Genomic DNA, 24,539 nt, shown 5'->3' with positions numbered 1-24,539 from the left:
ACTCTGAATAGGTTGTCCCCACTTGGTCCCTACTTTGAAACAAGCTGCAAGCAACTGCCGCCAGATGGGCACAAGTTGTAGCGTTTGGTCGTGACTGAGGAGAACGTGGCCGTGAACGGCAGCAGGAGACTCTCTCCGCACGAGATCGCCGACATCCTGCGGGAACGCATCCGCGTCGGGGAACTCAAGGCCGGCGACCGCCTGCCCACCCAGGCCGAGCTCGCCGAGGAGTTCGGCGTCGAGCGCGGCACCGTCCGCCAGGCCCTGCGTGCCCTCCAGGAGGACGGCCTCCTCACCAACGTCAGCAAGGGCAGCCCGCCGCGGATCGCCCTGCCGCCGCCCACGCGCGGCGCGCCGCAGCCCACGATGGTCGGGCTCGCCCCCCGCCTGGCCGAGGCGTTCGCCGCGCCCCACGTGCGCGTGGACGTCGTCTGCCACACCTCCGAGACGCTGATGCTCGCCCTCGGCGAACCGCTCCGCCTCATCCACGAGGGCTCGATCCGCCCCGAGTCCGTCGACGTCCGGGTCCTCCTGCCGTCCCGGACCATCCACCTCGCCTTCCCGGTCTCCGTGGCCGGCGGCGAGGGCGACGACCCGGTGCACAAGCGGTGGCTGGAGATGCGCAACGCCCAGGCGCGCGTGCTGCGGCACAACCTCCAGGCCCTGCGCTCCACGATCGGCGTCGACGTCCGCGTCACCTTCCGGGCGCTGCCGTTCACCCCTCCGGTGAAGCTGTATCTGCTCAACGGCCAGGAGGCGCTCATCGGCTACTACGTCCTCACCGAACGGCAGGAGGAGTACGAGAGCCGGACCCTGGAGATGTACGACGCCCTCGGCTCGACGTCCCTGCTCTTCTCCTTCGTGGAGCAGGCCGGACAGCGGGACGCCGCGTTCGTGCAGGAATCCCAGAAGTGGTTCGACGCCCTCTGGGAAACCATCACGACTGACCTGACACTCTCCTAGTGACTCCTGATACGACGCACACTGAAGCGGTGGCAGCACACCCGGACGGCGAGACCGACGACCTGACGGCCCTGGTCGAGCGCGCACGCGTGGTGGTGTGGGACTTCGACGGCCCGATCTGCCGGCTCTTCGCCGGGCACAAGGCGGAAGGGGTCGCGCGGGACCTGGTGCGATGGCTGGAGGGCCGGGGACTGCACAGCCTGCTGGACGAGGCCGAACGGGAGTCCCTCGACCCGCACGTCGTCCTGCGCGCCGTGAACCGCCGGCACCCGGGCAGCGACCTGGTCGCCGAGCTGGAGGAACGCCTCACCCAGGAGGAACTGCGCGCCGCCGCCTCGGCGATGCCGACCGCGTACGCGGACGTACTGATCCACACCTGGACGGAGATCGGCGCCCGCCTCGCCGTCGCGACGAACAACTCCCCGCGCGTCGTCCGCACCTACCTGACCGGCCGCAGACTGCTCCACCGCTTCCAGCCCCACATATACGGCCGCACCCAGGACCTCCAGTACCTCAAGCCCCACCCCCACTACCTGAACCGGGCCCTGAGCGCGATGGGAGCGGCCCCCGGCAGCGCCCTGTTCATCGGCGACACCCCCACCGACCGGCAGGCGGCCGCGGAGGCGGGCGTCCCCTTCCTGGGCTACGCACGCACCGAGGACAAGGAGAAGCAACTGCGCAGGGCCGGCGCCGACCACGTCGTGACGGACCTGAACGAGGTGCTGCGGGCGGTGCGGGCGGCGGGGTCGCCGGGGTGACCGGGGCGGAACCCGCCCGTCCTTCTGCGAGGTTCTCCCCGAACTCACCCCTCTCTTCTGGCACTATGCCCCCTCACAGGGGGATGCCGTGCCATTCCCGCCACCGGTGCGGGGTCAGTCGAGAGAGCGTGTGCCATGTCAGCCCAGCGGGTGTCCCAGACGCGGGAGAAGGCCGTCGAGTTGAGCGGCGGTGACGTGAGCGCGGTCGAGGGCCCGCTCAAGGGCTACCACCACGAGACGTATGTGCTCTCCCTGCCCGGCGGGGCCGGTGACGGTGAGGACGACGAGGAGGGCGAACCAGGGCGGGTCAAGTGCCGGGCCCCGCGTGATCGGCTGCTGTGGTTCGACCGGCGGTGCTTCCGCTCGGAGGAGCAGCTGCTGGAGACGCTGCAGGGACGTATCTCCCGTATCCCGCGTCTCGTGGACGTCGGGGGCATCCGGCTCCAGGGGTTCATCGAGGGGCGCACGCTCGGGTCCCTGCACGGACCGGGCCGTCCGGTACCGGACCGTGTCCTCGACCAGATCCTGTCGCTGTTCGGGGAGTTGACCGCCGTCGCCCCCGGCACGGTGAGCGCCGAACGCCGCTGTTCGCCCGAGGACCGGGCCGAGGACCGGGACTCCGCCGGGTTCCTCGACGGGCTGATCCGGTTCGCCGAGGAGCGGGTGTACCAGGCCAACCGGGACGCCTTCGAGGGGCTCTTCGCCGCGCTCGGAGTGGACGACGACTCGTTCCGTTCGCTCCGCAAGCGTGTCCTCGTCGCCGGTCTGACACGGCGGCCCTTCACGCTCCTCCACGCCGACCTGCACCGGGAGAACTTCGTCCTCGACCCGGTGGGCCGCCTGTGGGCCATCGACTGGGAACTGGCCATGCTGGGCGACCCGCTGTACGACCTCGCCACGCATCTGCACCTCATGGGGTACCCGGCCGAGCAGGAGACCCGGGTGGTCGAGCGCTGGCGTGCGGTGGCGGAACGGTCCGCCCCCGGCAGCACCGAGGGCTGGCGGGACGACCTGCCCCGGCTGCGGGAGTTCAAGCGGGCGCAGAGCGTCTTCACCGATGTGATCCGGGCGACGCAGGTCCTCGGCGAGGGCGGGTCGTTCCACTGGCGGCGCTGGCTCACCGAGTCGGTCAAGGTCCAGCGCGTCCTGGAGCGGGCCGCCGTTCCGCTGGGCCTGGACGAGGTGCCGACGCTCACGACCGTGGCCCGGTCGCTGCGCGAGTGGCACCGGTCGCACCGAGGCTGACGCCGGTGACGGCTGCGGACGGCCTGCGCCCGGCGCGTAGGCTCGCGTCCATGAGCGACGACGGCACCCCCGCCCCCGGCCTGCGGGAACGCAAGAAGCGGCGTATGTACGAGACCGTCTCCGAGACGGCCATCCGGCTCTTCCTGGAGAAGGGCTTCGACGCCGTGTCCGTCGCCGAGGTGGCCGCCGCCGCCGAGATCTCCAAGCCGACCCTCTTCCGGTACTTCCCGGCCAAGGAGGACCTCGTGCTGTACCGGATCGCCGATCACGAGGAGGAGGCTGCGCGGGTCGTGGCCGCGGCGGAGGGGTCGCCCGTGGAGGCACTGCGGCGGGACTTCCTCGAGGCGATCGAGCGCGGGGACCCGATCACCGGGCTCAACGACCACCCCCAGGTCCTCGCCTTCCACTCCCTCGTCTACGGCACGCCGGCCCTCGTCGCACGGATGTACGGCTACCTCGAGCGGTCCGAGGCCGCGCTCGCCGAGGCGCTGGGCGGCGGGCTGGACGCGCGGCTCGCGGCCGGGCAGATCGTGGCCGTGCGGCGGATCCTCGCGGAGGAGAACTGGCGCCGGATCAAGGCCGGGGAGCCGCTGACGGAGGTCAGGAGGGACGCCGTCGCGGCGGCGGAGCGGGCGTTCGGGCGGCTGGAGGCCGGGTTGCCGGAGCTGGCCTCCGAACAGACAGCTCACTGAGTCACGGTAAATAATTTAACCGAGTTGCTTTTTCGCGGTAGGGTGACGGCATGACGCCAGCCGACCCCTCCGCCGACCTGCGCACCGCTCTCCTGGGCGAGCGCGCCCATCACGACCGCTGCCGTCGCGCGCTCGCCGCGATGCTCGACGGGGCGGACCATCAGGTGGTCATCGGCGAGAACGCCTCCGCCTCCGGCGCCGACGCCGAGGTGCTGGGCCGCCGGCTGCGCAGCCAGGCCAAGGCGCTGCGCGAGCTGCCCGAGGGGCCGCTGTTCTTCGGGCGGCTGGACTTCACGGGCGGTGAGCGGCAGGCCGACCTGCACATCGGCCGGCTGCGGATCAGCGAGCACCCCGCCGACCCGCCTCTTGTCGTCGACTGGCGTGCCCCCGTCGCCCGCGCCTTCTACCAGGCGTCCGCCCGCGACCCGCAGGGCGTGGCCGTACGGCGCCGGTTCGGGTGGGCGCCGGGCAGCCGGGGCGACTCCGGCGACCTCACCGGGCTGGAGGACGAGCATCTGGACCGGGGCGAGAGCCGGCTCAGCGAGATCGTCGCCCGGGAGATCGAGCGTCCGCGCGTCGGGCCGATGCGGGACATCGCCGCCACCATCCAGCCCGAGCAGGACGACCTCGTTCGGGGCGACCTCGCCGTCTCCCTGTGTGTGCAGGGCGCCCCGGGCACCGGCAAGACCGCCGTCGGTCTGCACCGCGCCGCCTACCTGCTCTACACCCACCCGCAGCGCATCCGCCGCGGCGGCCTGCTGATCCTCGGGCCGAACCCGACCTTCCTGTCGTACATCTCCGAGGTGCTGCCCGCCCTGGGCGAGACCGGCGTGCGTCAGTCCACGCTGGCCGGGGAGATCGCCCGGCATCCGGTCCGGGGCACCGACGGCGAGCGGGCCGCCCGGCTGAAGCACGACGTCCGCATGGCGGAGGTGCTGCGGCGGGCGCTGTACGCGCGCGTGGGGCGGGCCGGGGACCTGACCCCGCTCGCCGTGGCCGACGGCTCGTACCGGTGGCGGGTCCCGGTCGACGCGCTGCGGCGGATCGTCGAGGACGTCCGCGCCGAGGAGCCGCCGTACGCCGTGGGGCGGGAGCGGGTGCGGTCCCGGGCCGTACGCCTCCTGCGGGAGCAGGCCGAGCGGCGCGCCGGACCGCAGACCGCCGCCTGGGCGCAGCGGGTGTCGCGGGGGCGGGCGGTCGGCGCGTACGTGGACGCGGTCTGGCCGAAGGTGCGGCCGGAGCAGGTCGTCGCCGAGCTGTTCACGGACCCGGACGCGCTGGCGGACGCCTCCGAGGGGGTGCTCGACGACGACGAGCGCAAGGCGCTGCTCTGGGCGAGACCGCCGCGCTCGTGGAAGTCGGCCCGCTGGTCGGCCGCCGACCTGGTCCTCCTGGACGAGGTCGCCGGGCTGATCGAGCGCCCGGAGGGGTACGGCCATGTCGTCGTCGACGAGGCGCAGGACCTGTCGCCGATGGAGTGCCGGGCGATCGCGCGCCGCTGCCCGTTCGGCTCGCTGACCGTCCTGGGGGACCTGGCGCAGGGGACGACGCCGTGGGCCGCGCGGGACTGGGCGTCGGCGATGGCGCACCTGGGCAAGCCGGACGCGGCGGTCGTCGCGCTGACCACCGGGTTCCGGGTGCCGCGCGCGGTCCTGGAGCTGGCCGACCGGCTGCTGGCGCGGCTGGCGGTGGCGGTGCCGCCGGCCCGCTCGCTGCGCGGGGACGGGCAGGTGCGGTTCCGGGCGGCCGGGGACGACCTGCCGGGTGCCGTCGTGGGGGCCGTCCGGGACGCGCTGGGGCGTGAGGGGTCCGTGGGGGTGATCGCGGCCGATGCGGACGTGGCCCGGATGCGGGAGGCGCTGGCGGCCGCCGGGATCGCGGCGGGGCGGGCCGAGGAGTCCGGGGAGCGGGTGGTCGTCGTACCGGCGAGTGTGGTGAAGGGACTGGAGTACGACCAGGTCGTCGCGGTGGAGCCGGCGGCGATCGCGGAGGCGGAGGAGCGGGGGCTGCACCGGCTGTACGTGGTGCTGACGCGGGCGGTGGCGGGGCTGGAGGTGGTGCACGGGAGGCCGCTGCCCTTCTAGCGGCGGCCTCCCGGCCCGTCGTCGCCGTCAGCCGGTGGCGTCCAGGAGGGGGATCAACTGTTCCTCCTCGTACGTCAGATGGGCTTCGAGGTCCGCCGTCAGCCGGGCCACCTCCTCGCGCGCGGCGTCCGGATCGCCGGCCGCCGCGTCCTCTCCGACGGCCCGCCGCAGCCGCTCCACGAGGCCGGCGATGTGCTCGTGCTCCTCGCGCAGGCGGGCCAGGACGGACGCGTGCCCGGGGTGGCGGTCGGCGAGGAACGGGAACAGCGCGGTGTCCTCGCCGGTGTGGTGGTTGTGCAGGCCCTGGCAGAACGTGAGGCAGTTGACGCGCAGCTGGGCACCCAGGGTGGAGCCGCCCTTGGCCATCTCGTCGCGGATCAGCCCGAGTTCGCGTCGGAAGGCGTCGTGCACGACCTTGACGGCCTCGCCCATGGAGGAGGCGTTGACGTGCGGCGGACCCTGCGTGATCTCGTACAGGGCGACCACCGGGATCACCCGCTGCGTCCGCTCCTGGTAGGCGGCCCAGCCGGGATCGGCCTCGGCGGCCCGCGCGAACACCCGGTCCCGTTCCCCGCCCTCCAGGACGACCGCCCGCGCCGGGTAGGTGAACGCCCCGGCCTCCACGGTCACCTCGGGATGGGCGACGAGGTTGTGGAACCACGCCGGGTGCCGCGGGGAGCCTGCGGCCGAGGCGATGACGAGGACGCGGTCGCCGCCGTCCGGCAGATAGGCGACCGGGGTGGTGTGGGGGCGCCCGGTGCGGGCGCCGGTGGTGGTGAGGAGGAGCAGCCGGCCGCCTTCGAAGGGGCCGCCGACGCGGCCCTTGTTGGCGCGGAACTCCTCGATGACCTGCTGATTGAAGTCATGGGGCATGTCGGGGTGTCTGGTCTCTTTCTCTTCGCGGTGTCCGTCTGGGAGGGAAGCGGAGAGAAAAGGCGGGCTCCTGGCCCGCGCCCATGGCCTCACTCAGAGGCCGGGCAACACCCAACTCGCTCACGGCACAAGGCCGACCCGGCAGTCATGCGGTCGACGGTAGCGCAGGGCCCGCCCAAGGGCGATGCTGTTTTCGATGCTTCTGTTCCTCGACGTCGACGGCACGCTCATCCCCTTCGGGTCGCAGCGGCCGTACCCCCTGTTCGAGGCACCCCGCACCCTCACCGGACCTCCCGCCCACCCTCTCCTCGCCCGGGTGGACCCCACCCTCGGCGCCCGGCTGCGACGGCTCGCGCGGCTCGGCTGCGAGCTCGTGTGGGCGACGACCTGGCTGGACGACGCGAACGCCGCCCTCGCGCCCTGGCTCGGTCTGCCCCCGCTCCGGCTGGTCGACTGGCCCGACGAGGACGCCGAACCCTGGCTCGGCACCCGCGCCCCGCACTGGAAGACCCGTCCCCTGGTGGCCTGGGCGGCGGGCCGGGCGTTCGTCTGGGTCGACGACGAGATCACCGACGTGGACCGCGCCTACGTCGCCGCCCACCATCCCTCCCCGGCCCTTCTGCACCGGGTCGACCACCGCCGGGGCCTGACCGACCGGGACTTCGCGGTGCTGGAGGAGTGGATCGCGGAGGGGGGCCGGAAGGGCGCCGCGACGCCCGTGTTCCGCTGACGACGGCCCCTCCACGACGCCGCGCGGGTGGTGTGGCGCACTTTTGCAAGCGGGTGCTTGCAAAAGTTAGCGAGGCTGCGGCACAGTGGACGCATGGCATCGCTCAACGTCGGCAATCTCGGCGAGTATCTGCGCGAGCAGCGGCGCACAGCGCAGCTGTCGCTGCGGCAGCTCGCCGATGCCGCCGGGGTGTCCAATCCGTACCTGAGCCAGATCGAGCGCGGGCTGCGCAAGCCGTCCGCGGAGGTGCTGCAGCAGGTCGCCAAGGCCCTGCGGATCTCCGCGGAGACGCTGTACGTCCGCGCCGGCATCCTCGACGCCGAGCGGGACCGGGACGAGGTGGAGACGCGTGCCGTCATCCTGGCCGACCCGACCCTGAACGAGCGCCAGAAGCAGGTGCTGCTCCAGATCTACGAGTCCTTCCGCAAGGAGAACGGCTTCGGGATATCCCCCGAGGACGTGGAGGCGGAAGCGGCCGAGCGGATCGCCGACGCCATGGAGGACCTGGCCGGCGGCCCGCAGGACGGCACGGACTCCGACGGCGCGGCCGACGGTGACGGCGGCCGCGAGGACACCGCGCGCCGCCCCCGAAGCACCCGCACACCCCGCACAACCCGTTCGACCCGTACGTCCGACGGCAGCGACGCCGACCCGGAGAACCCGACCGGCCCGCAGCAGTCGGCCGGCTGACCGTGGACCGCCGTACGCACCCGGTGCGTCGGCCGCTCCCCGGATGTCAGCCGTCCGGCCGGCCGCGGGTACCCAGAACCCTCATCTGATAGCGACCCGGGAGGACCATCACCATGGCCATCACCGACGACCTGCGCAAGACCCTCAGCGACCCGACCCCGCTCTACTTCGCCGCCGGCACCGCCGACCTCGCCCTCCAGCAGGCCAAGAAGGTGCCCGGACTGGTGGAGCAGCTGCGCACCGAGGCGCCGTCGCGGTTCGAGGCCGTGCGCAACACCGACCCGAAGGCCGTCCAGGAGAAGGCCGCCGCCCGCGCCAAGGAGGCCGGTGCCAAGGCCAAGGAGGCCCAGGAGACCCTGCAGGCCAAGGTCACCGAGTTCGTCGGCAGCCTGGACACCGACCTCAAGAAGCTGGGCAGCAGCCTGGACGCCGACTTCAAGAAGTTCGGCAGCAACCTCGACGCCGACCTGAAGAAGTTCGGCGAGAGCGCGCAGGACCTCGCGCTGCGCACCATCGGCGTCGCCGCCGAGTACGCCGTGAAGGCCCGCGAGACCTACGAGAGGGTCGCCGAGCACGGTGAGCAGGCCGTGCGGACCTGGCGCGGCGAGGCGGCCGAGGAGATCGAGGAGTTCGCGATCGCCGTCGAGCCGGACGCCAAGCCGGTCGAGGTCAAGGACAAGCCCGCGCCCGCCGCCCCTGCCAAGCCCGCGCCGGTGAAGCCGGAGCCGGTGAAGACCGAGCCGGCCGCCGAGCAGGCGAAGAAGGCCCCGGCCAAGAAGGCCCCGGCGCGCAAGGCCACCGCCAAGAAGACGACCCCGCCGGCCAAGTAACGGCGATCACGCCCGCCGGGTCACCCGGGCGGGTGAAGTACGAGGACGGGGAGCGGGCCGGGCACTTACCGAGTGCGCGGCCCGTTCTCCGGGTAACGGTCCTGCGGATGCGGGTACGGTGACCGCGTAGACACGAGCTGATTCAGGTGGTGGACGTTGTGCTGATGCAGGGCTTCGCGGGGTTCATGTGGCTGCTGAGCGTGGCCCTGATCCTCTTCAGCGGCTTCGCGCTGATCGACGCCGCCGTCCGCCGGGAGGACGCCTACCGGGCGGTCGACAAGCAGAGCAAGGCCTTCTGGCTGATCGTCCTCGGGCTCGCCTTCGTGGTGAACCTGATCTTCAACATCCTGTCGTTCCTGCCGATCATCGGCCTCATCGCGACGATCGTCTACATGGTCGACGTCCGCCCCGCCCTGCGGGGCCTGTCGGGCGGCGGGCGCCCGCGCAGGGGCGGCTCCAGCAGCGACGGCCCCTACGGGCCGTACAACGGGGGCCGCTGACCGGTACGGACGGGCGGGGGGCGCCGGCCGGGACCGGTGGCCCTCACGCCGACCGGTCGAGCAGCAGCACCGCCACGTCGTCCGTCAGCTCACCGCCGTTGAGGTCCCGAACCTCGTTGACGGCCGCCCTCAGCAGTTCCTCGCCGCGCAGCCCCTCGTCCAGCTGCCGCCGGACCATGTCGACCATGCCGTCCTGCCCCAGCCGCTCGCGGCCCTCGCCGACACGGCCCTCGATCAGGCCGTCCGTGTAGAGCATCAGGCTCCACTCGGCCCCGAGCTCCACCTGCATCCGCGGCCAGCGGGCGCCGGGCACCAGCCCGAGCGCGGGTCCGTTGTTGTCGTACGGCAGCAGCCGTGCCGCCCGTCCGGGGCGGGCCAGCAGCGGGGACGGATGCCCGGCCAGGCAGAGCCCGGCGCGGCGCCCGTCCGGCGCTATGTCGACCGTGCACAGCGTCGCGAAGATCTCGTCGTCGCTCCGCTCGTGCTCCAGCACCTGCTGGAGCGTGTTCAGCAGCTGGTCGCCGCAGAGCCCCGCCAGCGTCAGCGCCCGCCACGCGATGCGCAGCTCCACGCCGAGCGCGGCCTCGTCGGGCCCGTGCCCGCACACATCGCCGATCATGGCGTGCACGGTGCCGTCCGCGGTGCGTACGACGTCGTAGAAGTCACCGCCGAGCAGGGCACGCGAGCGGCCCGGGCGGTAGCGCGCGGCGAACCGCAGCGAGGAGCCCTCCAGCAGCGGGGTCGGCAGCAGGCCGCGCTCCAGGCGCCGGTTCTCCTGCGCGCGCAGCCGTCCCTCGGCGAGCCGCCGCTCGGCCGTGTCGGAACGTTTCCTCTCCACGGCGTAGCGGATCGCCCGGCTCAGCAGCCGGGCGTCCAGCTCGTCCCGGAACAGATAGTCCTGCGCGCCGACGCGTACGGCCTCGGCGCCGCGCTCGGCGTCACCGGAGGCGGTGAGGGCCAGCACGGCGTGCCGGGGCGCGAGCTCCAGGACGTGCTTGAGCACACCGAGCTCGTCGTCGTCCTCGCCCGACCGGGCGGGCGCGGGCAGCGCCAGGTCCAGCAGGATGCAGTGGACGTCGTCGGTGAGCAGCCGCGCGGCCTCGGTGAGGTTGCGGGCGGTGCGCACCCGGATGGGCTTGCCGGCCGAGTCGAGCATGTCGGGCACGACCGTCGAGCCGCCGGGATCGTCCTCGATCAGCAGCAGCGTCAGATTGGTGTGCGGGGTGTTCTCGACCGTCTGTTCCTTACGCGGGGCCTCATCCGTGAACGTGCCGCCGCCTGGGGACGCGGCCTGCGCCTGACTCGTCTCCACGGCCGGGATCGCTCTCTGCCGCGGTACGGGTACGGGCATTGTCGTGAGTTCCTTCCCTCCCCCCGAGGGCAGGTGGAACGAGGGTCCTCGATCCACCGACGGGGACCATAGCGGGTGTCGGCGCCGCAGCGGAATGGCGCGGGGCACGTCCGGCCGACCCTCGCCGCTGTCATATGCCGCGTTTGCTACCGCAGTTGGACAGGCCGGCGGGGCCGCGGGGATGACGAACGTCACGTCCGTGACGGAGGCGTGGGGGATGTGACGTGGAGTGGGTCACGTGGTGGCGGTCACCACTGAACCGTCACCATGGAAGGCCACCGGGAGGGTCACCGGGTGGGTCACAAGACGCCCTGAAACCTCACGCATCGGGACGGACCACACCCAGGATCCGCATCGAACCGGCGCCCGCCACGGTCACCGTACGGCCGGGCCGCGGGGCGTGGATGATCGTGCCGTCGCCGACGTACATCGCCACATGGCTGGCGTCGGCGTTGTAGATGATGAGGTCGCCGGGGCGCATGTCCTCGACCGGGATGTGCTTGAGCCGCTTCCACTGCTCCTGGGACGTTCGGGGGATCGGGCGCCCCGCGCTCGCCCACGCCTGGGAGGTCAGCCCCGAGCAGTCGTACGTCTTCGGGCCCTCGGCGCCCCACTCGTACGGCTTGCCGAGCTGCTCGGTGGCGTACGCGACCGCCTTGCGGCCCTGCTCCGACGCCTTCGTCTTCAGGTCCTCGAGGATGCCGGAGTCCAGCCAGGCGGTCTGCGCCTTGCGGGCCGCCGCCGCCTCCAGCTCGGCGAGCCGCTCCCGCTCCTCCTTCTCGAGCTGCGACTCGAGCTCCTCGGCCGCCTTGATCTGCTTCTCGATCTTCTTCTGGGCGGCCGCCTTGGCCTTGCGGCCCTCCTCCAGCCGCCGCCACTGCGCGGAGGCGTCCTTCGCGTACTGCTCCAAGTCCTGCTGGGTGCGCGTCATGTCGGCGAGCAGGCCCTTGGTGGCGCGCTGTCCCTGGAGCACCCGGCGGGTGTTGTCGAGGAAATGCTGCGGGTTGTCGCTGAGCATCAGGTGCGCCTCGTCCGGCAGTCCGCCGGAGCGGTACTGGGCGGCGGCCGCGGCGCCGGCGCGCTTCTTCAGCTCGGCCAGCTTCTCCTTGCCCTGGACGATCTTCTTCGCCAGCTCGACGATCTCGGCCGACTGCTTCTCGGCGGCTTCCTCGGCGGCGTTGTACTCGTCGGTGGCGACGGAGGCGGCGTGGTAGAGCTTCTCCAGCTTCGTGCGGACGGCTTCGAGCTCCTCGTTGGTCACCGGAGCCGGGTCGGCGGAGGCGGAGGCCGAGGCGCTGGGGGAGGGGGTCGGGGATGGTGCCGCGAACGCCATGCCCGGTGCCGCCAGGACGGTGACCGCGCAGACGACGGTCACGGCCACTGTGATCAGGCCGCGCTTGCCCGTGCCCATACCTGTGCCCCCAAACTGATGTCCCGTCAGTAACTTAAGGCGTCCGGGGGATCGTGCCATGTCGGCGCGCAAAGTGACAGAGGTCTGCTTTCCCCCGTCCCCTCCCGGTCATGACGATCACCCCGCCTATGTGACGAACGACTCACGGAGATCGTTCCCCGCAGGTCAGCGGGACGGGAGGGGGCACGGGCCGCCTCCCGCGACCGGAGGGGTCAGCTCCGGGGCGCCAACGCCGCCCAGTCCACGGTGACTTCGCCCTGGCGCCAGCGCGCCGGGCCGTCCGTCACCGGCCAGTCCGCCGTCAACTGACGCACGGTCCGGATCCAGCGCTGGCGGGCCCCGTAGGAGGCGTAGGGCGCGGCGGCGGCCCAGGCGCGGTCGAAGTCCCGCAGGAAGGCGTGCACCGGCTCACCGGGGACGTTGCGGTGGATCAGCGCCTTCGGGAGCCGTTCGGCGAGGTCGGACGGCCGCTCCAGCGAGCCCAGCCGGGTCGCGAAGGTGACCGTGCGCGGCCCCTCCGGGCCGAGCGCCACCCACACGTGCCGGCGCCCGATCTCGTCGCAGGTCCCCTCCACCAGCAGTCCGCCCCGCGAGCCGGTCGCCGGATCGGCCGGGGCGAGCCGGGCGCACAGCCGCTCCCAGACCTCGGCGACCTGGCCCTCGTCGTACTGGCGCAGCACGTTCGCCGCGCGCACGAGATGCGGCCGCTGGGGGAGGGGGATCTCGAAGCCTCCGTGCCGGAAGACGAGCCCGTCCGCCTCGTACGGCTTCGCGGCGGCGACCCGGGCCGGTTCGATCTCGACGCCGACGACCCGCACCCGGGGCGCGACGGCCCGCAGCCGGCCGAGCAGTTCGACGGCGGTCCACGGGGCGGCGCCGTACCCGAGGTCGACCGCCACGGGGGCGGCGGCCCGGCGCAGCTCGGCCCCGTGGGCGTGGGCGATCCAGCGGTCCATGCGCCGCAGCCGGTTGGGGTTGGTGGTGCCGCGCGTCACCGATCCCACGGGACGGTGGGCTGCGCGGGCTGTCATGGATACGAGGGTAAAGGCCGGGCGCACCCCCCGATGAGGTCGCCGCATGGGCCCCCGCGCGTGGGGAACCCGGTCCCGGTGACGCACCCCGACGTCGAACGGTTGACCGACACCCGGTAACGCCTCGGCAAAAACCGCCCCGCCAGGAATGGGAACCCCGTCTTCCGGCGTTGCACCGCCTTGGAGGGCGTCATACCCCTCTGTCCGGCATGCCCGCAGGCCAAGGAGGAACGCCACGTGAGCCAGTACGTCAGCAGGCTCGGGCGTCGCTCCCCGGCGGCCCCCTCCCGGCTCAGGCTGCACCGCCGCCCCCGCCGGGTCGCCATGCTCTCCGTGCACACCTCACCCCTGCACCAGCCCGGCACGGGCGACGCCGGCGGCATGAACGTCTACATCGTCGAGCTCGCGCGGTGCCTGGCCGCGATCAACATCGAGGTCGAGATCTTCACGCGGACGACCGCCGCGGACCTCCCCCCGGTCGTCGAGCTGGCTCCCGGCGTCCTCGTCCGGCACGTCGACGCCGGCCCCTACGAGGGCCTCAACAAGGAGGACCTGCCCGCCCAGCTGTGCGCCTTCACCCACGGCGTCATGCAGGCCTGGGCCGGTCACCGCCCCGGCCACTACGACCTGGTCCACTCGCACTACTGGCTCTCCGGCCACGTCGGCTGGCTCGCCGCCCAGCGCTGGGGCGTCCCCCTGGTGCACGCCATGCACACCATGGCCAAGGTCAAGAACGCCAACCTGGCCGACGGCGACACCCCCGAACCGGCCGCCCGTGTCATCGGCGAGACGCAGATCGTCGACGCCGCCGACCGCCTCATCGCCAACACCGAGGAGGAGGCCGACGAGCTCGTACGGCACTACGCCGCCGACCTGGCCAAGGTCGCCGTCGTCCACCCCGGGGTGAACCTCTCCCGCTTCTCACCGGCCGACGGGCGGGCCGCCGCCCGCGCCCGCCTCGGCCTTCCGCAGGACGCCCTGATCCCGCTCTTCGCGGGCCGCATCCAGCCGCTGAAGGCGCCGGACATCCTGCTGCGCGCGGTCGCCGTCCTGCTGGACGAGCGTCCCGAGCTGCGCTCGCGCATCCTGGTGCCGGTCGTCGGCGGTCCGAGCGGCAGCGGCATGGCGAAGCCGGAAGGGCTGCAGAAGCTCGCCGCCCGTCTCGGCATCGCGGACGTCGTACGGTTCCGCCCGCCCGTCGGGCAGGACCAGCTCGCGGACTGGTTCCGGGCGGCGTCGGTGCTGGTCATGCCGTCGTACAGCGAGTCCTTCGGGCTGGTCGCCATCGAGGCCCAGGCGGCGGGCACCCCCGTGCTGGCGGCCGCCGTGGGCGGGCTGCCGGTGGCCGTGGCCGACGGCCGCACGGGCTTCCTGGTCGAGGGCCACAGTCCGGCCGCCTACGCGCGCGTGCTGCGCGCCTTCGCCGACGACCCGCAGTTGTGCCCGCGGATGGGCGAGGCGGCGGCGCGGCACGCCCAGTCGTTCGGCTGGGACACCGCGGCGGCCGCCACGGCGGAGGTCTACACGGCCGCGGCCCAGACGTATCGCCGTCGCGTACGCTCCCACCATGGCTGACGCACAGAAGGCGGCGCAGGTCGTCGAGGGAGCACTGAAGGACGCCGAACTGGAGTGGGAGAGCCCCGAGCCGGGCACCTACGTCGTCACGCTCCCCGGCACGCGGAAGCTGTCCACGACGGTCTCCCTGATCGTCGGCCGCCACTCCCTCTCCCTGAACGCCTTCGTCATCCGCCACCCCGACGAGAACGAGTCCGGGGTCCACCGCTGGCTCCTGGAGCGCAACCTCAAGCTGTACGGCGTCGGTTACGCCGTGGACCGGCTCGGCGACGTGTACGTCACCGCCCGGCTCCCGCTCGCCTCGATCACGCCCGACGAGATCGACCGTCTCCTCGGCCAGGTCCTGGAGGCCGCGGACGGCGCCTTCAACACCCTCCTGGAGCTCGGGTTCGCCTCCGCGATCCGCAAGGAGTACGAGTGGCGGGTCGCGCGCGGCGAGTCCACGCGCAACCTGGACGCGTTCAGCCACCTGACCCGTAAGTCCGAGGGCTGACGCCAGCTCCGTCCCACCTGAAGCAGAACCTCACCCCGCGCACACTCTTCCGGTCGCAGGGCTCTCGTGGCATGCTCACGCCCCAACGCACTTCTGAACAGCGTTCACATCCATGAAAAGCGGCATGGAGGGCGTACGGACATGGGCGACACGCATCTCACCAGACGGGCCCTGCTCGGCGGAGCCACGGCCGTGGCACTCGGCGTGACGGCCGGTGTGACGGCGGGTACGACGGCCCCGGCGGCCGCCCTCGCGGGCCCCGCACCCGGCGCCCCCCAAGTCCCCGCCCTCTGGCACGAGTTCACCCGCACCCCCTTCACCCACCCGCAGATCCCGTACATCGGCCGGGCGGGCCGGCGCGGCGGGGACCGCCACCGGCCCCGCCCCCGCGTCGTCGCCGACGTCCGCGCCTTCGGCGCCGTGCCGGACGGCACGACCGACTGCGCCCCCGCGATCAACCGTGCCATCGCCGCCGCCGGACGGGCCGGCGGTGGCACGGTCACCATCCCGCCCGGCACCTTCCGCATCGACGACGTGATCCGCGTCGGCCACTCGAACGTCGTCCTGCGCGGCGCCGGCAGCGGCCGTACGACCCTGCTCGCCACGAAGAACCTCACCGAGCTGATCGGCGTCTACGGCTCCCGCTACGGCGGCGACAAGTCGTCCTGGTCCTGGGCGGGCGGCCTGATCTGGCTGGCCCCCGAGGCCCGCTGGCGATCCCTGACCGACGCCATCCGCGCGCGGGACTGGCCGTTCGAGGGCTGGACCGGCAACCGGCGCGACGAGTGGCGCACCGTCACCACCGTCGCCCCCGCCCGCCGAGGCTCCTGGACGGTACGGGTGGCCGACCCCTCGGCGCTGCGCCCCGGCGCCCTCGTGCTGCTGCGCCTCGCCGACGACGCCGGGCACACGCTGCTGGAGCACATGAGCGGCGACGGGCCGGGCGCCGAGGCGTACACCTGGGACGACAAGACGAAGCTGACCTCGTACGTGCCCTACGAGTGGCCGGTGCGCGTCACCCGGGTCCGCGGCCGCGAGGTCACCCTCGAACGGCCGCTGCCGCTCGACGTGCGCCCCGAGTGGGACCCCCGGCTGACCACCCATGTGGAGGAGCTGACCGGGGCGGGCGTGGAGGGCCTCACCCTGGAGGCGGTGGAGACCCCGCAGCAGCCGCATCTGCTCGACAAGGGCTACAACGGTGTCGTCCTGCAGTGCGCCTACGACTGCTGGGTGCACGACGTGACGGTCCGCCATGTCGACAACGGCTTCGGCCTGGTGGCCGCCTCCGCCTGCACGCTCACGCACACGCGTGTGGCGGGCCGTGGCGTGCACCACCCGTACTTCTGCCGCGAGGGCTCGCACGACAACCTCGTCGAGGACTTCACGATCGAGGCCCGCACCACCCCCGCCCCCGCGAACACCCAGCTGCACGGCATCAACGTCGAGGGCCTGTCCTCCCACAACGTCTGGTCGCGCGGAGACATGCGCATGGGCACCTTCGACAGCCATCGCGGGCTGCCCTTCGCCAACGTCCGCACCGACATCACCGTCCTCAACGACGGCCGCCACGGCGGTGACGCGAGCGCCGGACCGCTGTTCGGGGCGCGCTTCACCCACTGGAACGTGCGGGTCACGAACGGCCGCGCCGGCATGATCCGCCTCGACGGCCTCGCGCCCTACTCCGCCACCGTCGGGCTCAACGAGGTCAGTGAGTTCGGCCAGATCGACGTGCCCGACTTCACGGGCGACCTGCACACCCGCCTGGAGCTGTACGGCACCACCGACGTCGTACGGCCCCGCAATCTCCACGACGCTCAGCGCGCGCTGGCGCGGTAGCGGCCCGGGGTGACGCCCACCAGCCGGCGGAAGTGCCGGGTGAGGTGCGACTGGTCGTAGAAGCCGGTCGCGGCGGCCACCTCGGCCGGCGCCCGGCCCTCGAGGAGCAGCCGGCGGGCGCGGTCGACCCGGCGGGACATCAGGTACTGGTGCGGGGCGATGCCGTACGCCGCGCTGAACGACCGGACGAGGTGGGTGGGATGGGCCTGCATCAGCGCCGCCGCCTCGTCCAGGGCGATGCCCGGCACCACCCGCTCGTCGAGGAGTTCGCGCAGCCGGCGGGCGAGCACGGGGTCGCGGCGACCGGCCGGGGCCGCCGTCCTCGGGAGCAGGCACGCGCGCAGCCGGTCGCCGATGAGGGTCAGCCGGCTGTCGGCCTCCAGCTCGTCGCCGGGGAGGGCCAGCGCCGCGTGGAGCTGCCCGACGCGCCGCCGCAGCACCGGGTCGCGCAGATCGGGCGAGTCCACGGCCGGGCCGATCAGGTCGTCGCCGAGCCGGGTGCCGTCCAGGTACAGGACGCGTTTGCGGAAGCCGTGCGGGGTGGCGGGGGAGCCGTTGTGCGGGACGTGCGGCGGCAGCAGGGACACCGTGTCGTGCGGGGTGCCGTGCTCGTGCCGGTCCAGGTCGTAGCGGACGGCGCCGTCGTCCACGATGAGCAGCGTCCACGCCTCGTGGACGTGCATCGGGTACGCGTAGTCGGTGAAATGGGCGTGGAAGACCTCGGTGACGCCCGGGACACGGGGACGCCACGCGCTGACCTCCTCGCGGGTGCCCATGCAAAGAACGTACAAGACCGGGCCGTACGGCGTCGGCGAGTCTCGCCGTATGAACGCTGAAGCACCCGTGCACGACGGGGCGGCCGCCCCCGTCCGTTTCGACACCAAGATCGCCGTGCTGCTGCGCGAGGACCTGGAGACCTGGCAGCGGCTGAACGTCACCGCGTTCCTCGTCAGCGGCCTGGGCTCGCAGGTACCCGAGGTGATCGGGGAGCCGTACGAGGACGCGGACGGCGTCCCCTACCTGCCGATGTTCCGCCAGCCGGTGCTGGTCTTCGAGGGCACCAAGGAGACCCTGACGGCCGCCCACGCCCGCGCGCTCTCCCGCGCGCTGCCGCGCGCCCTGTTCACCTCCGACCTCTTCGCCACCGGTCACGACGGCGCCAACCGGGCGGCGGTACGGGCCGTGGGGACGGCGGAGCTGGACCTGGTGGGGCTCGCGGTCCACGGGCCGAAGAACGCCGTGGACAAGGTGCTCAAGGGGGCGCGGATGCACCCCTGAGCACCTTGTCCACCTGGGTCAGGCCGCGCTGGTCTCCGGCTCGGACGCGACGACGGGGACGGTGGCGCCGGGCGCGTCGGCGGGCAGCCAGCGCGTCAGCACGCCGTACCCGGCCGCCGCGACCGTGCCGACGGCCGCGCACAGCGCCCACAGCCAGCCGGCGCCGAGGTGGTCGATGACGAGGCCCGACATCAGCGGGGCGACGAGGGCCGCCACCGACCAGGACAGCGTGTACACGCCCTGGTAGCGGCCGCGTCCGTGGGCCGGGGACAGGCGCACGACCAGGCTCGTCTGGGTGGGCGCGTTGAGCATCTCGCCGATCGTCCACACGCACACCGTCAGCGCGAAGACGCCGACCGACCCGGCGAACGCGGTGAGCCCGAAGCCGTAGCCCGCCACCAGGGACGACACGACGAGGATGCGGCCGGCGTCCCGGCGTTCGATGAACCGGGTGACCGGGATCTGCAGCACGACGATCAGGACGCCGTTCACGGCGATCGCGAGGCCGTAGTCGGCGGGGGAGAAGCCGGCCGCGCCCATGGCGACCGGCAGCCCGACCGCGCCCTGCTGGAAGACCAGAGCCACGAGGAAGCACAGCCCGACGACCGTCATGAAGCGCCGGTCGCGCAGCACGGTCCCGAGCCCTGTCGCCTCGCCGGGCCTGCCGGTGTCGGCCTTCTGGGGCCGCGACTCGGGGAGCTTCATGAAGACGACGACCGCGCAGACGGCCGTCATCCCGGCCTCCAGCAGGAAGCCGGCGCGGTAGCTGACCTCGGCGATGAACCCGGCGGCCATGGAGGAGACGGCGAAGCCCAGGTTGATGGCCCAGTAGTTGAGCGAGAAAGCCCTGACCCGGTCCTCGGGCCGGACGATGTCCGCCATCATCGCCTGTACGGCCGGCCGGGAGGCGTTCGAGGCGGCGCCCACGGCGAAGGCGACGGCGGCGATGGCCGCGGGGTGCTGCACGAAGCCGAGCACCGCCACCGACACCGCGGTCGCGGACTGCGCGATCAGCAGGGTGGGCCGGCGGCCGAGCCGGTCGGCCATCACACCGCCGCCGAGCGAGGAGACCACCCCGCCGAGGCCGTGGAGCGCGGCCACCAGACCGGCGTAGGAGGCGGAGTGGCCACGCTCCAGGGTCAGGTACAGGGCCATGAAGGTGGCGACGAAGGCGCCGAGCCGGTTCACCAGGGTGCTCGTCCACAGCCACCAGAACTCACGGGGGAGCCCGGAGACGGTCTCCCTGGTGGCGCGTCTGACGGCGGCGAGTGACATCAGGGATCCCCCCACGGGACGAGCCGGACACCGGCAGCGGATGTAAGTAGCCAGAACGGCATCCGCAACTTACAAAGCCGGGGTCGGCGAGAGCCACTCGATTAACAGATCCCGTCAACCGTCCGCCTGCTGGGCGGGGCCGCCGGGGGCCCGAATCCGTGGATTACGCTCTGAGGCATGGCCGACGCACCGTACAAGCTGATCCTCCTCCGCCACGGCGAGAGCGAGTGGAACGCGAAGAACCTGTTCACCGGCTGGGTGGACGTCAACCTCAACGAGAAGGGCGAGAAGGAGGCGGTCCGCGGTGGCGAGCTCCTGAAGGACGCCGGACTCCTGCCCGACGTGGTCCACACGTCGCTCCAGAAGCGCGCGATCCGCACGGCCCAGCTGGCGCTGGAGGCGGCCGACCGCCACTGGATCCCGGTCCACCGCTCGTGGCGCCTGAACGAGCGCCACTACGGCGCCCTGCAGGGCAAGGACAAGGCCCAGACCCTCGCCGAGTTCGGCGAGGAGCAGTTCATGCTGTGGCGCCGCTCCTACGACACCCCGCCGCCCCCGCTCGCCGACGACGCCGAGTTCTCCCAGTTCTCCGACCCGCGCTACGCGACCCTCCCGCCGGAGCTGCGCCCGCGCACGGAGTGCCTCAAGGACGTCGTCGTCCGCATGCTGCCGTACTGGTTCGACGCGATCGTCCCCGACCTGCTGACCGGCCGCACGGTCCTGGTCGCGGCCCACGGCAACTCGCTGCGCGCCCTGGTCAAGCACCTGGACGGCATCTCGGACGCCGACATCGCGGGCCTCAACATCCCGACGGGCATCCCGCTCGCCTACGACCTGGACGCGGACTTCAAGCCCGTCACCCCGGGCGGCCGCTACCTCGACCCGGAGGCCGCGGCGGCGGCGATCGAGGCGGTCAAGAACCAGGGCAAGAAGAAGTAATCGCCCACGAACAAGCCCCCTGCCTGCGGTTTTCCCGTGGGCAGGGGGCTTGTTTCTGTAGGTGCGGCTGTCCACTCCGCAAGCCCTGTCCCGGCAAGCGCTCTGTAGCCGGCTTCAGCCGCTGCCGACGTCCGTCATGTCCCGTCCGGTGTACTGCCGGGTTCGTCACCCGAGTCAGAACCCGGCGCTCACGTACAACCCTTGTCGTCCGCCGGCTGTCTTCTGATCGCCGGCCACCCGGTGAAGCAGGGGCCAGCTCCTGGTGGACACGGGAGGGCGGGCACCCGCAGTGCCTCGCATGCGCAGCGGGACTCCACCGGTCGCGACCCCGACTCGGCGTGATCGTTTCGGCCAGACACAAGGAGCTCCAGTCCCCATGCACAGACGCGCCTCGGCCGCCCTGGCGGCCGTTCTCCTCGCCGGGGGCCTCGCGCCGCTCACCTTGAGTGCACCGGCGTCCGCGGCCGTTGCCAAGCACTACGACGACTTCAACGGTGACGGATACCGGGACCTGGCGTACAGCCATGGGTACCAGGGCATCTCCGGCGACGACGGCTGGGAGGGCGGCGCCGTCAACGTCGTCTACGGCAAGGCCGGCGGCCTCGACACCTCTCGTACCCAGGTGGTCCACCAGGACAGCCCGGGAATCCCCGGCACCGGCGAAGAGGACGACACATTCGGTGAGTCGATGACGAGTGCCGACCTCAACAAGGACGGCTACGCGGACCTTGTCGTCGGCAATCCGATGGAGACGGTCGACAGCACGCAGTACCGCGGCACGGTCACCATCGTCTGGGGCTCCCGGTCCGGCCTGTCCGGCGGCACCAACGTGACCCCGAAGTCCGGCGCCGGCAGCTACTTCGGCCGCGACCTCGCAACCGGCGATTTCAACGGCGACGGCTCGCCGGACCTCGCGGTGATCGGTGGTCACGAGGCCTGGCTGTACCGCGGCGGCTTCACCAAGTCCGGTACGAGGGGGAGTGTCAGCAAGATCGACAAGGAGGGACAGGGCTGGTATTCGACCGGCCTCACCTCCGGCAAGGTCAACGGTGACGGCAAAACCGACCTGGTGGTGCTCGGCGAGCAGTTCATCGACGACAAGCCGGCTCCCCGCATCTGGTTCCTGAAGGGCGCCTCGGGCGGCCTGACTTCAGGCGCTTCCAAGACGTACTCCAGCGCTCCGTGGACCGCGGCGATCGGCGACTTCGACAAGGACGGCTACGGTGACATCGCCGTCGGCCTGCCCGACAACAACGGCGGCAAGGGCATCGTCAGCGTCTGGCGCGGCACGTCCTCCGGTCCGAGCGGCTCGATGACCTACAACCAGGCCAGCTCCGGTGTCTCCGGCAGTCCCGAGGCGGACGACAACTTCGGCTACGCCGTCTCGGCGGGCGACATCAACGGCGACGGCTACGCGGACCTGGCGGTCGGTGTGCCGCACGAGGACGTGAACGGGCTGGCGGACCAGGGCGGCGTCCACGTGTTCCGGGGCGGATCCGGTGGCCTGACCGGTACCCGCTCCTCGTGGATCCCGCAGACGGTCCAGGGTCCGGCCGACTCGTACGAGTCCTTCGGCTACGCGCTGCGGGTGCGCGACGTGACCGGCGACGGCAAGGCGGACCTTGCGATCGGCGCGGTGGACCCGAGCGTGCTCCTGCGCGGTTCGTCCAACGGGCCGACGGCGACAGGAGTGACCGAACTGCCCGAGATGGGCGGGGCGTTCAGCGACTGAGCGATCTGTGCGGGTGGCGGGCCCGGTGGCGACGGCAACGGCCTCCTGCCGGGCTCGTCGCATGCGGGCGGGTGCGGTGGGTCCTCCTTGCGCTCAGCTTTCCGAGATGAGGACGGCGACGTGACGTCCGACGTTGTCAGTCAGACTTCCGTCCGGTCGAAGGTCACAGACGCGCCGCGCATGTGCCGGAGCCCCGTGCCGTCGAACTCCGGTGAAGCCCCGGCCCTTGAGCACCTCGCCAGTCCGGTCGAAAGGACCTCACCGTTCCGAAGCGGTGCCGAGGCAGCCGTGCGGACCCGGTCATCGCTGCGTCCCGCTGCAACCCTCCGAAGTACTGGACCGCCCGCCGCTCACGACGCCGCCGCGACCCGCCCCACCGGGAACGACACCCCCGTCAGTTCCTCCGACACCGTCCACAGGCGGTGCATGACCGTCTCGTCGTGCGAGGCGGCGCTGGACGCGACCGGCTTCGGGTAGCCCCGGATCTCGCCGCGGCCGCCCGGGCCGTAGTACTGGCCGCCCGTGACCGCCGGGTCGGTGGCCGCGCGCAGGGTGGGCAGGGCGCCCATCGCGGGGCTCTGCGTCAGCAGCGGGGTGAGGCGGCTGACGGGCACCCGCAGCGGGGCCGGGATGTTGCGCAGCAGCTCGGTGTTGGACACGCCGGGATGCGCCGCCGCCGCGATCGTGGTGCCGTGCGGGGCGAGCCGGCGCTGCAGTTCGTACGTGAACAGCAGATTGGCCAGTTTGGACTGGCCGTAGGCGCCCGTGCGGCTGTACGACCGCTCCCACTGCAGGTCGTCGAAGTGGATCGCGGCCCGGATGCGGTGTCCGACACTGCTGACGTTGACGACACGGGAGCCGGGGACCGGCAGGAGCCGGTCGAGCAGCAGGCCGGTGAGGGCGAAGTGCCCCAGGTGGTTCGTGCCGAACTGCATCTCGAAGCCGTCGGCGGTGGTCTGCTTTGGCGTGTACATCACGCCGGCGTTGTTGATCAGCAGGTCGATGCGCGGATGCGCGGCGCGCAGGGCGGCCGCCGCCGCGCGGACCGAGTCCAGGGAGGTCAGGTCGAGGGCCTGGACGGCGACGTCGCCGGTGATGCGGGCGGCCGCCCGCTCGCCCTTCGCCGCGTCCCGCACGGCCAGGACCACGCTCGCCCCGCGCTCCGCCAGCATCCGGGCGGTCTCGAAGCCGAGCCCGGTGTTGGCGCCGGTCACGATCGCCACTCGGCCGCTCTGGTCGGGGATGTTCTGTTCGGTCCACTTGTCGGTCACGGTCATCGCCTTCTCCTCGGCTCGCCGTCGGCGGCTGTAACGAACCGCCGGTCTGTTATGGGTCGAGCGTAAGGGACCGCCGGTCTGATAGCAAGAGACCGGTGGTCCGTAAGTTAGGCTGAGGCGTGACTTTTCAGCGGGCGCGAAGCGAGGAGCAGCGACAGGCCCGCCGCCGGGCGATCCTCGACACGGCGGCGGCGATGCTGGACGAGATGCCGGTGGCCGAGCTGAGCCTGAACGAGCTCAGCCGGCGCGTGGGCCTGGCCAAGTCGAACGTCCTGCGCTACTTCGAGTCCCGCGAGGCGGTCCTGCTGGAGCTCCTCGACGACTTCCTGGGCCGCTGGATCGCCGAGCTGGAGGGCGAGCTGGCCGAGGGGATCGACGCGCACGCCGGCGCCGAGGTCCGGGCGGCCCAGCTCGCGGAGATCCTGAGCCGGTCGCTCGCGGACCGTACGGTGTTGTGCGACCTCTTCGGCGCCCAGGGCGGCGTCCTCGAACGCAACGTCTCCGTCGAGGTCGTCAAGCGCCACAAGCGCGCCTCCCTCGCCCGGCTCGAGGCCGCGACCGGGCTGCTGTGCCGCCATGTGCCCGAACTCGGCGAGGGTGCCCAGCTGTTCTGCCTGATGGGCCTCGCCGCGGCGGGCGCGCTGTCGTCGTACGTCCCCCCGCCGCCCAGCGTCCTCGCCGCCTATGCGGAGGAGCCCGCCCTCGGCGTTCTGCACATCGAGCTGCGCGAGGCCCTGCGGACCGCCTTCACCTCGATGCTGCTGGGTGTCCTCCCGCGCGGATGAGGGCGGCGTGCGGCCGCGGTCCGGAGAGCCGGTCGCGGCCGTTCTTCCTGCTCAGCCGTCCCAAGCGGCAGCGGCCCGCTCCCACCCCACCCGTCCCTAAGGGCTGTCCCGTAATCCCCGGCGGGCGCGCGACGCCGGCTACGGCACCTCGCAGCGTTGTCGGAACGTCCGCATACATCCAGTATGCGGAC

General features: G+C 72.4%; 23 protein-coding genes. 16 read left to right on the top strand and 7 right to left on the bottom strand.

Annotated elements, in window-relative coordinates:
* Window positions 1–84: 84 nt before the first annotated feature.
* The 5 genes from ACFV46_RS29295 to ACFV46_RS29275 all read left to right on the top strand — a co-directional run bounded on the left by ACFV46_RS29295 (window position 85) and on the right by ACFV46_RS29275 (window position 5,742).
* Window positions 85–963 (top strand): GntR family transcriptional regulator, encoded by an 879-nt coding sequence (locus ACFV46_RS29295; RefSeq protein ID WP_376729851.1) that lies wholly within the window; start codon window positions 85–87, stop codon window positions 961–963.
* Complete coding sequence (locus tag ACFV46_RS29290; RefSeq protein ID WP_361922585.1) at window positions 963–1,721, top strand: HAD family hydrolase; 759 nt, start codon at window positions 963–965, stop codon at window positions 1,719–1,721. The genes ACFV46_RS29295 and ACFV46_RS29290 overlap by 1 nt, the downstream gene beginning before the upstream one ends.
* A gap of 135 nt (window positions 1,722–1,856) precedes the next feature.
* Complete coding sequence (locus tag ACFV46_RS29285; protein WP_385500460.1) at window positions 1,857–2,966, top strand: phosphotransferase; 1,110 nt, start codon at window positions 1,857–1,859, stop codon at window positions 2,964–2,966.
* Window positions 2,967–3,016: 50 nt separating this feature from the next.
* The gene (locus ACFV46_RS29280) at window positions 3,017–3,658 is read left to right on the top strand and encodes a TetR/AcrR family transcriptional regulator (RefSeq protein WP_385500459.1); all 642 of its coding nucleotides are present in this window, start codon (window positions 3,017–3,019) and stop codon (window positions 3,656–3,658) included.
* A gap of 50 nt (window positions 3,659–3,708) precedes the next feature.
* The gene (locus ACFV46_RS29275; protein ID WP_385500458.1) at window positions 3,709–5,742 is read left to right on the top strand and encodes a HelD family protein; all 2,034 of its coding nucleotides are present in this window, start codon (window positions 3,709–3,711) and stop codon (window positions 5,740–5,742) included.
* 27 nt (window positions 5,743–5,769) lie between these two features.
* On the opposite strand, the gene ACFV46_RS29270 is transcribed toward ACFV46_RS29275, so the two are convergent.
* Window positions 5,770–6,615 (bottom strand): nitroreductase/quinone reductase family protein, encoded by an 846-nt coding sequence (locus ACFV46_RS29270; RefSeq protein ID WP_385500457.1) that lies wholly within the window; start codon window positions 6,613–6,615, stop codon window positions 5,770–5,772.
* Window positions 6,616–6,811: 196 nt separating this feature from the next.
* Here ACFV46_RS29270 and ACFV46_RS29265 point away from each other — a divergent pair, with 196 nt between their 5' ends.
* From ACFV46_RS29265 to ACFV46_RS29250, 4 genes are all read left to right on the top strand, one after another.
* A complete protein-coding gene (locus tag ACFV46_RS29265; RefSeq protein WP_361922603.1) occupies window positions 6,812–7,345 on the top strand; it encodes an HAD domain-containing protein in 534 nt (177 codons plus the stop codon).
* A gap of 93 nt (window positions 7,346–7,438) precedes the next feature.
* Window positions 7,439–8,035: a helix-turn-helix domain-containing protein gene (locus ACFV46_RS29260; protein ID WP_385500456.1), complete on the top strand. Its 597-nt coding sequence runs from the start codon at window positions 7,439–7,441 to the stop codon at window positions 8,033–8,035.
* A gap of 113 nt (window positions 8,036–8,148) precedes the next feature.
* Window positions 8,149–8,865 carry a hypothetical protein gene (locus ACFV46_RS29255; RefSeq protein ID WP_385500455.1) on the top strand — a complete coding sequence of 239 codons (717 nt, stop codon included), beginning with the start codon at window positions 8,149–8,151 and terminating at the stop codon, window positions 8,863–8,865.
* 164 nt (window positions 8,866–9,029) lie between these two features.
* Window positions 9,030–9,365, top strand: a complete 336-nt coding sequence (locus ACFV46_RS29250; protein ID WP_079034315.1) for a DUF2516 family protein — start codon at window positions 9,030–9,032, stop codon at window positions 9,363–9,365.
* A gap of 43 nt (window positions 9,366–9,408) precedes the next feature.
* Here the strand turns inward: ACFV46_RS29250 and ACFV46_RS29245 are convergent, their stop codons facing one another.
* The 3 genes from ACFV46_RS29245 to ACFV46_RS29235 all read right to left on the bottom strand — a co-directional run bounded on the left by ACFV46_RS29245 (window position 9,409) and on the right by ACFV46_RS29235 (window position 13,158).
* Window positions 9,409–10,716 carry a PP2C family protein-serine/threonine phosphatase gene (locus ACFV46_RS29245; RefSeq protein WP_376729857.1) on the bottom strand — a complete coding sequence of 436 codons (1,308 nt, stop codon included), beginning with the start codon at window positions 10,714–10,716 and terminating at the stop codon, window positions 9,409–9,411.
* 319 nt (window positions 10,717–11,035) lie between these two features.
* Window positions 11,036–12,127: a C40 family peptidase gene (locus ACFV46_RS29240; protein WP_376729858.1), complete on the bottom strand. Its 1,092-nt coding sequence runs from the start codon at window positions 12,125–12,127 to the stop codon at window positions 11,036–11,038.
* A 212-nt stretch (window positions 12,128–12,339) separates the two neighbouring features.
* Window positions 12,340–13,158: a class I SAM-dependent methyltransferase gene (locus ACFV46_RS29235; protein ID WP_376729859.1), complete on the bottom strand. Its 819-nt coding sequence runs from the start codon at window positions 13,156–13,158 to the stop codon at window positions 12,340–12,342.
* Between the two features lie 237 nt (window positions 13,159–13,395).
* Here ACFV46_RS29235 and mshA point away from each other — a divergent pair, with 237 nt between their 5' ends.
* The 3 genes from mshA (at window position 13,396) to ACFV46_RS29220 (ending at window position 17,062) form a co-directional block, all read left to right on the top strand.
* A complete protein-coding gene (gene mshA, locus ACFV46_RS29230) occupies window positions 13,396–14,733 on the top strand; it encodes a D-inositol-3-phosphate glycosyltransferase (RefSeq protein WP_385500453.1) in 1,338 nt (445 codons plus the stop codon).
* The gene (locus ACFV46_RS29225; RefSeq protein ID WP_361922623.1) at window positions 14,726–15,226 is read left to right on the top strand and encodes a YbjN domain-containing protein; all 501 of its coding nucleotides are present in this window, start codon (window positions 14,726–14,728) and stop codon (window positions 15,224–15,226) included. The genes mshA and ACFV46_RS29225 overlap by 8 nt, the downstream gene beginning before the upstream one ends.
* A 141-nt stretch (window positions 15,227–15,367) precedes the next feature.
* Window positions 15,368–17,062, top strand: coding sequence for a glycosyl hydrolase family 28-related protein (locus ACFV46_RS29220; RefSeq protein WP_385500452.1), 1,695 nt, complete (start codon window positions 15,368–15,370; stop codon window positions 17,060–17,062).
* Here ACFV46_RS29220 and ACFV46_RS29215 read toward each other — a convergent pair.
* The gene (locus ACFV46_RS29215) at window positions 17,041–17,838 is read right to left on the bottom strand and encodes an AraC family transcriptional regulator (protein ID WP_385500451.1); all 798 of its coding nucleotides are present in this window, start codon (window positions 17,836–17,838) and stop codon (window positions 17,041–17,043) included. The two genes, ACFV46_RS29220 and ACFV46_RS29215, sit on opposite strands and share 22 nt — an antisense overlap.
* A 49-nt stretch (window positions 17,839–17,887) precedes the next feature.
* Here ACFV46_RS29215 and ACFV46_RS29210 point away from each other — a divergent pair, with 49 nt between their 5' ends.
* Window positions 17,888–18,340 (top strand): DUF2000 family protein, encoded by a 453-nt coding sequence (locus tag ACFV46_RS29210; protein WP_385500449.1) that lies wholly within the window; start codon window positions 17,888–17,890, stop codon window positions 18,338–18,340.
* A gap of 18 nt (window positions 18,341–18,358) precedes the next feature.
* Here the strand turns inward: ACFV46_RS29210 and ACFV46_RS29205 are convergent, their stop codons facing one another.
* Window positions 18,359–19,615 carry an MDR family MFS transporter gene (locus tag ACFV46_RS29205; protein ID WP_385500447.1) on the bottom strand — a complete coding sequence of 419 codons (1,257 nt, stop codon included), beginning with the start codon at window positions 19,613–19,615 and terminating at the stop codon, window positions 18,359–18,361.
* Window positions 19,616–19,792: 177 nt separating this feature from the next.
* On the opposite strand from ACFV46_RS29205, the gene ACFV46_RS29200 reads away from it, so the two are divergent.
* Entirely contained in the window at window positions 19,793–20,554 is a 762-nt protein-coding gene (locus tag ACFV46_RS29200; RefSeq protein WP_151784691.1) for a phosphoglyceromutase, read from the top strand.
* A 376-nt stretch (window positions 20,555–20,930) separates the two neighbouring features.
* A complete protein-coding gene (locus tag ACFV46_RS29195; protein ID WP_385500446.1) occupies window positions 20,931–22,286 on the top strand; it encodes an FG-GAP and VCBS repeat-containing protein in 1,356 nt (451 codons plus the stop codon).
* 350 nt (window positions 22,287–22,636) lie between these two features.
* Here the strand turns inward: ACFV46_RS29195 and ACFV46_RS29190 are convergent, their stop codons facing one another.
* Window positions 22,637–23,563: an SDR family NAD(P)-dependent oxidoreductase gene (locus ACFV46_RS29190; RefSeq protein WP_376729865.1), complete on the bottom strand. Its 927-nt coding sequence runs from the start codon at window positions 23,561–23,563 to the stop codon at window positions 22,637–22,639.
* 119 nt (window positions 23,564–23,682) lie between these two features.
* On the opposite strand from ACFV46_RS29190, the gene ACFV46_RS29185 reads away from it, so the two are divergent.
* A complete protein-coding gene (locus ACFV46_RS29185) occupies window positions 23,683–24,348 on the top strand; it encodes a TetR/AcrR family transcriptional regulator (protein WP_361922661.1) in 666 nt (221 codons plus the stop codon).
* The last annotated feature ends 191 nt before the right edge of the window (window positions 24,349–24,539 follow it).

This window comes from Streptomyces sp. NPDC059852 (assembly GCF_042731455.1).
GTDB lineage: Bacteria > Actinomycetota > Actinomycetes > Streptomycetales > Streptomycetaceae > Streptomyces.
The sequence above is the reverse complement of the archived record's forward strand: the minus strand, read 5'-3'. Positions and strand labels throughout refer to the sequence as shown.

Excerpts from the sequence above, each read along its gene's own strand:
- ACFV46_RS29190 (WP_376729865.1), bottom strand. The coding sequence starts at position 23,563 with ATGACCGTGACCGACAAGTGGACCGAACAGAACATCCCCGACCAGAGC.
- ACFV46_RS29225 (WP_361922623.1), top strand. The coding sequence starts at position 14,726 with ATGGCTGACGCACAGAAGGCGGCGCAGGTCGTCGAGGGAGCACTGAAG.
- ACFV46_RS29245 (WP_376729857.1), bottom strand. The coding sequence starts at position 10,716 with ATGCCCGTACCCGTACCGCGGCAGAGAGCGATCCCGGCCGTGGAGACG.
- ACFV46_RS29195 (WP_385500446.1), top strand. The coding sequence starts at position 20,931 with ATGCACAGACGCGCCTCGGCCGCCCTGGCGGCCGTTCTCCTCGCCGGG.
- ACFV46_RS29210 (WP_385500449.1), top strand. The coding sequence starts at position 17,888 with ATGAACGCTGAAGCACCCGTGCACGACGGGGCGGCCGCCCCCGTCCGT.
- ACFV46_RS29220 (WP_385500452.1), top strand. The coding sequence starts at position 15,368 with ATGGGCGACACGCATCTCACCAGACGGGCCCTGCTCGGCGGAGCCACG.
- ACFV46_RS29240 (WP_376729858.1), bottom strand. The coding sequence starts at position 12,127 with ATGGGCACGGGCAAGCGCGGCCTGATCACAGTGGCCGTGACCGTCGTC.
- ACFV46_RS29250 (WP_079034315.1), top strand. The coding sequence starts at position 9,030 with ATGCAGGGCTTCGCGGGGTTCATGTGGCTGCTGAGCGTGGCCCTGATC.
- ACFV46_RS29260 (WP_385500456.1), top strand. The coding sequence starts at position 7,439 with ATGGCATCGCTCAACGTCGGCAATCTCGGCGAGTATCTGCGCGAGCAG.
- ACFV46_RS29285 (WP_385500460.1), top strand. The coding sequence starts at position 1,857 with ATGTCAGCCCAGCGGGTGTCCCAGACGCGGGAGAAGGCCGTCGAGTTG.
- ACFV46_RS29255 (WP_385500455.1), top strand. The coding sequence starts at position 8,149 with ATGGCCATCACCGACGACCTGCGCAAGACCCTCAGCGACCCGACCCCG.
- ACFV46_RS29265 (WP_361922603.1), top strand. The coding sequence starts at position 6,812 with ATGCTTCTGTTCCTCGACGTCGACGGCACGCTCATCCCCTTCGGGTCG.
- ACFV46_RS29275 (WP_385500458.1), top strand. The coding sequence starts at position 3,709 with ATGACGCCAGCCGACCCCTCCGCCGACCTGCGCACCGCTCTCCTGGGC.
- ACFV46_RS29270 (WP_385500457.1), bottom strand. The coding sequence starts at position 6,615 with ATGCCCCATGACTTCAATCAGCAGGTCATCGAGGAGTTCCGCGCCAAC.
- ACFV46_RS29235 (WP_376729859.1), bottom strand. The coding sequence starts at position 13,158 with ATGACAGCCCGCGCAGCCCACCGTCCCGTGGGATCGGTGACGCGCGGC.
- ACFV46_RS29280 (WP_385500459.1), top strand. The coding sequence starts at position 3,017 with ATGAGCGACGACGGCACCCCCGCCCCCGGCCTGCGGGAACGCAAGAAG.
- ACFV46_RS29205 (WP_385500447.1), bottom strand. The coding sequence starts at position 19,615 with ATGTCACTCGCCGCCGTCAGACGCGCCACCAGGGAGACCGTCTCCGGG.
- ACFV46_RS29215 (WP_385500451.1), bottom strand. The coding sequence starts at position 17,838 with ATGGGCACCCGCGAGGAGGTCAGCGCGTGGCGTCCCCGTGTCCCGGGC.
- ACFV46_RS29200 (WP_151784691.1), top strand. The coding sequence starts at position 19,793 with ATGGCCGACGCACCGTACAAGCTGATCCTCCTCCGCCACGGCGAGAGC.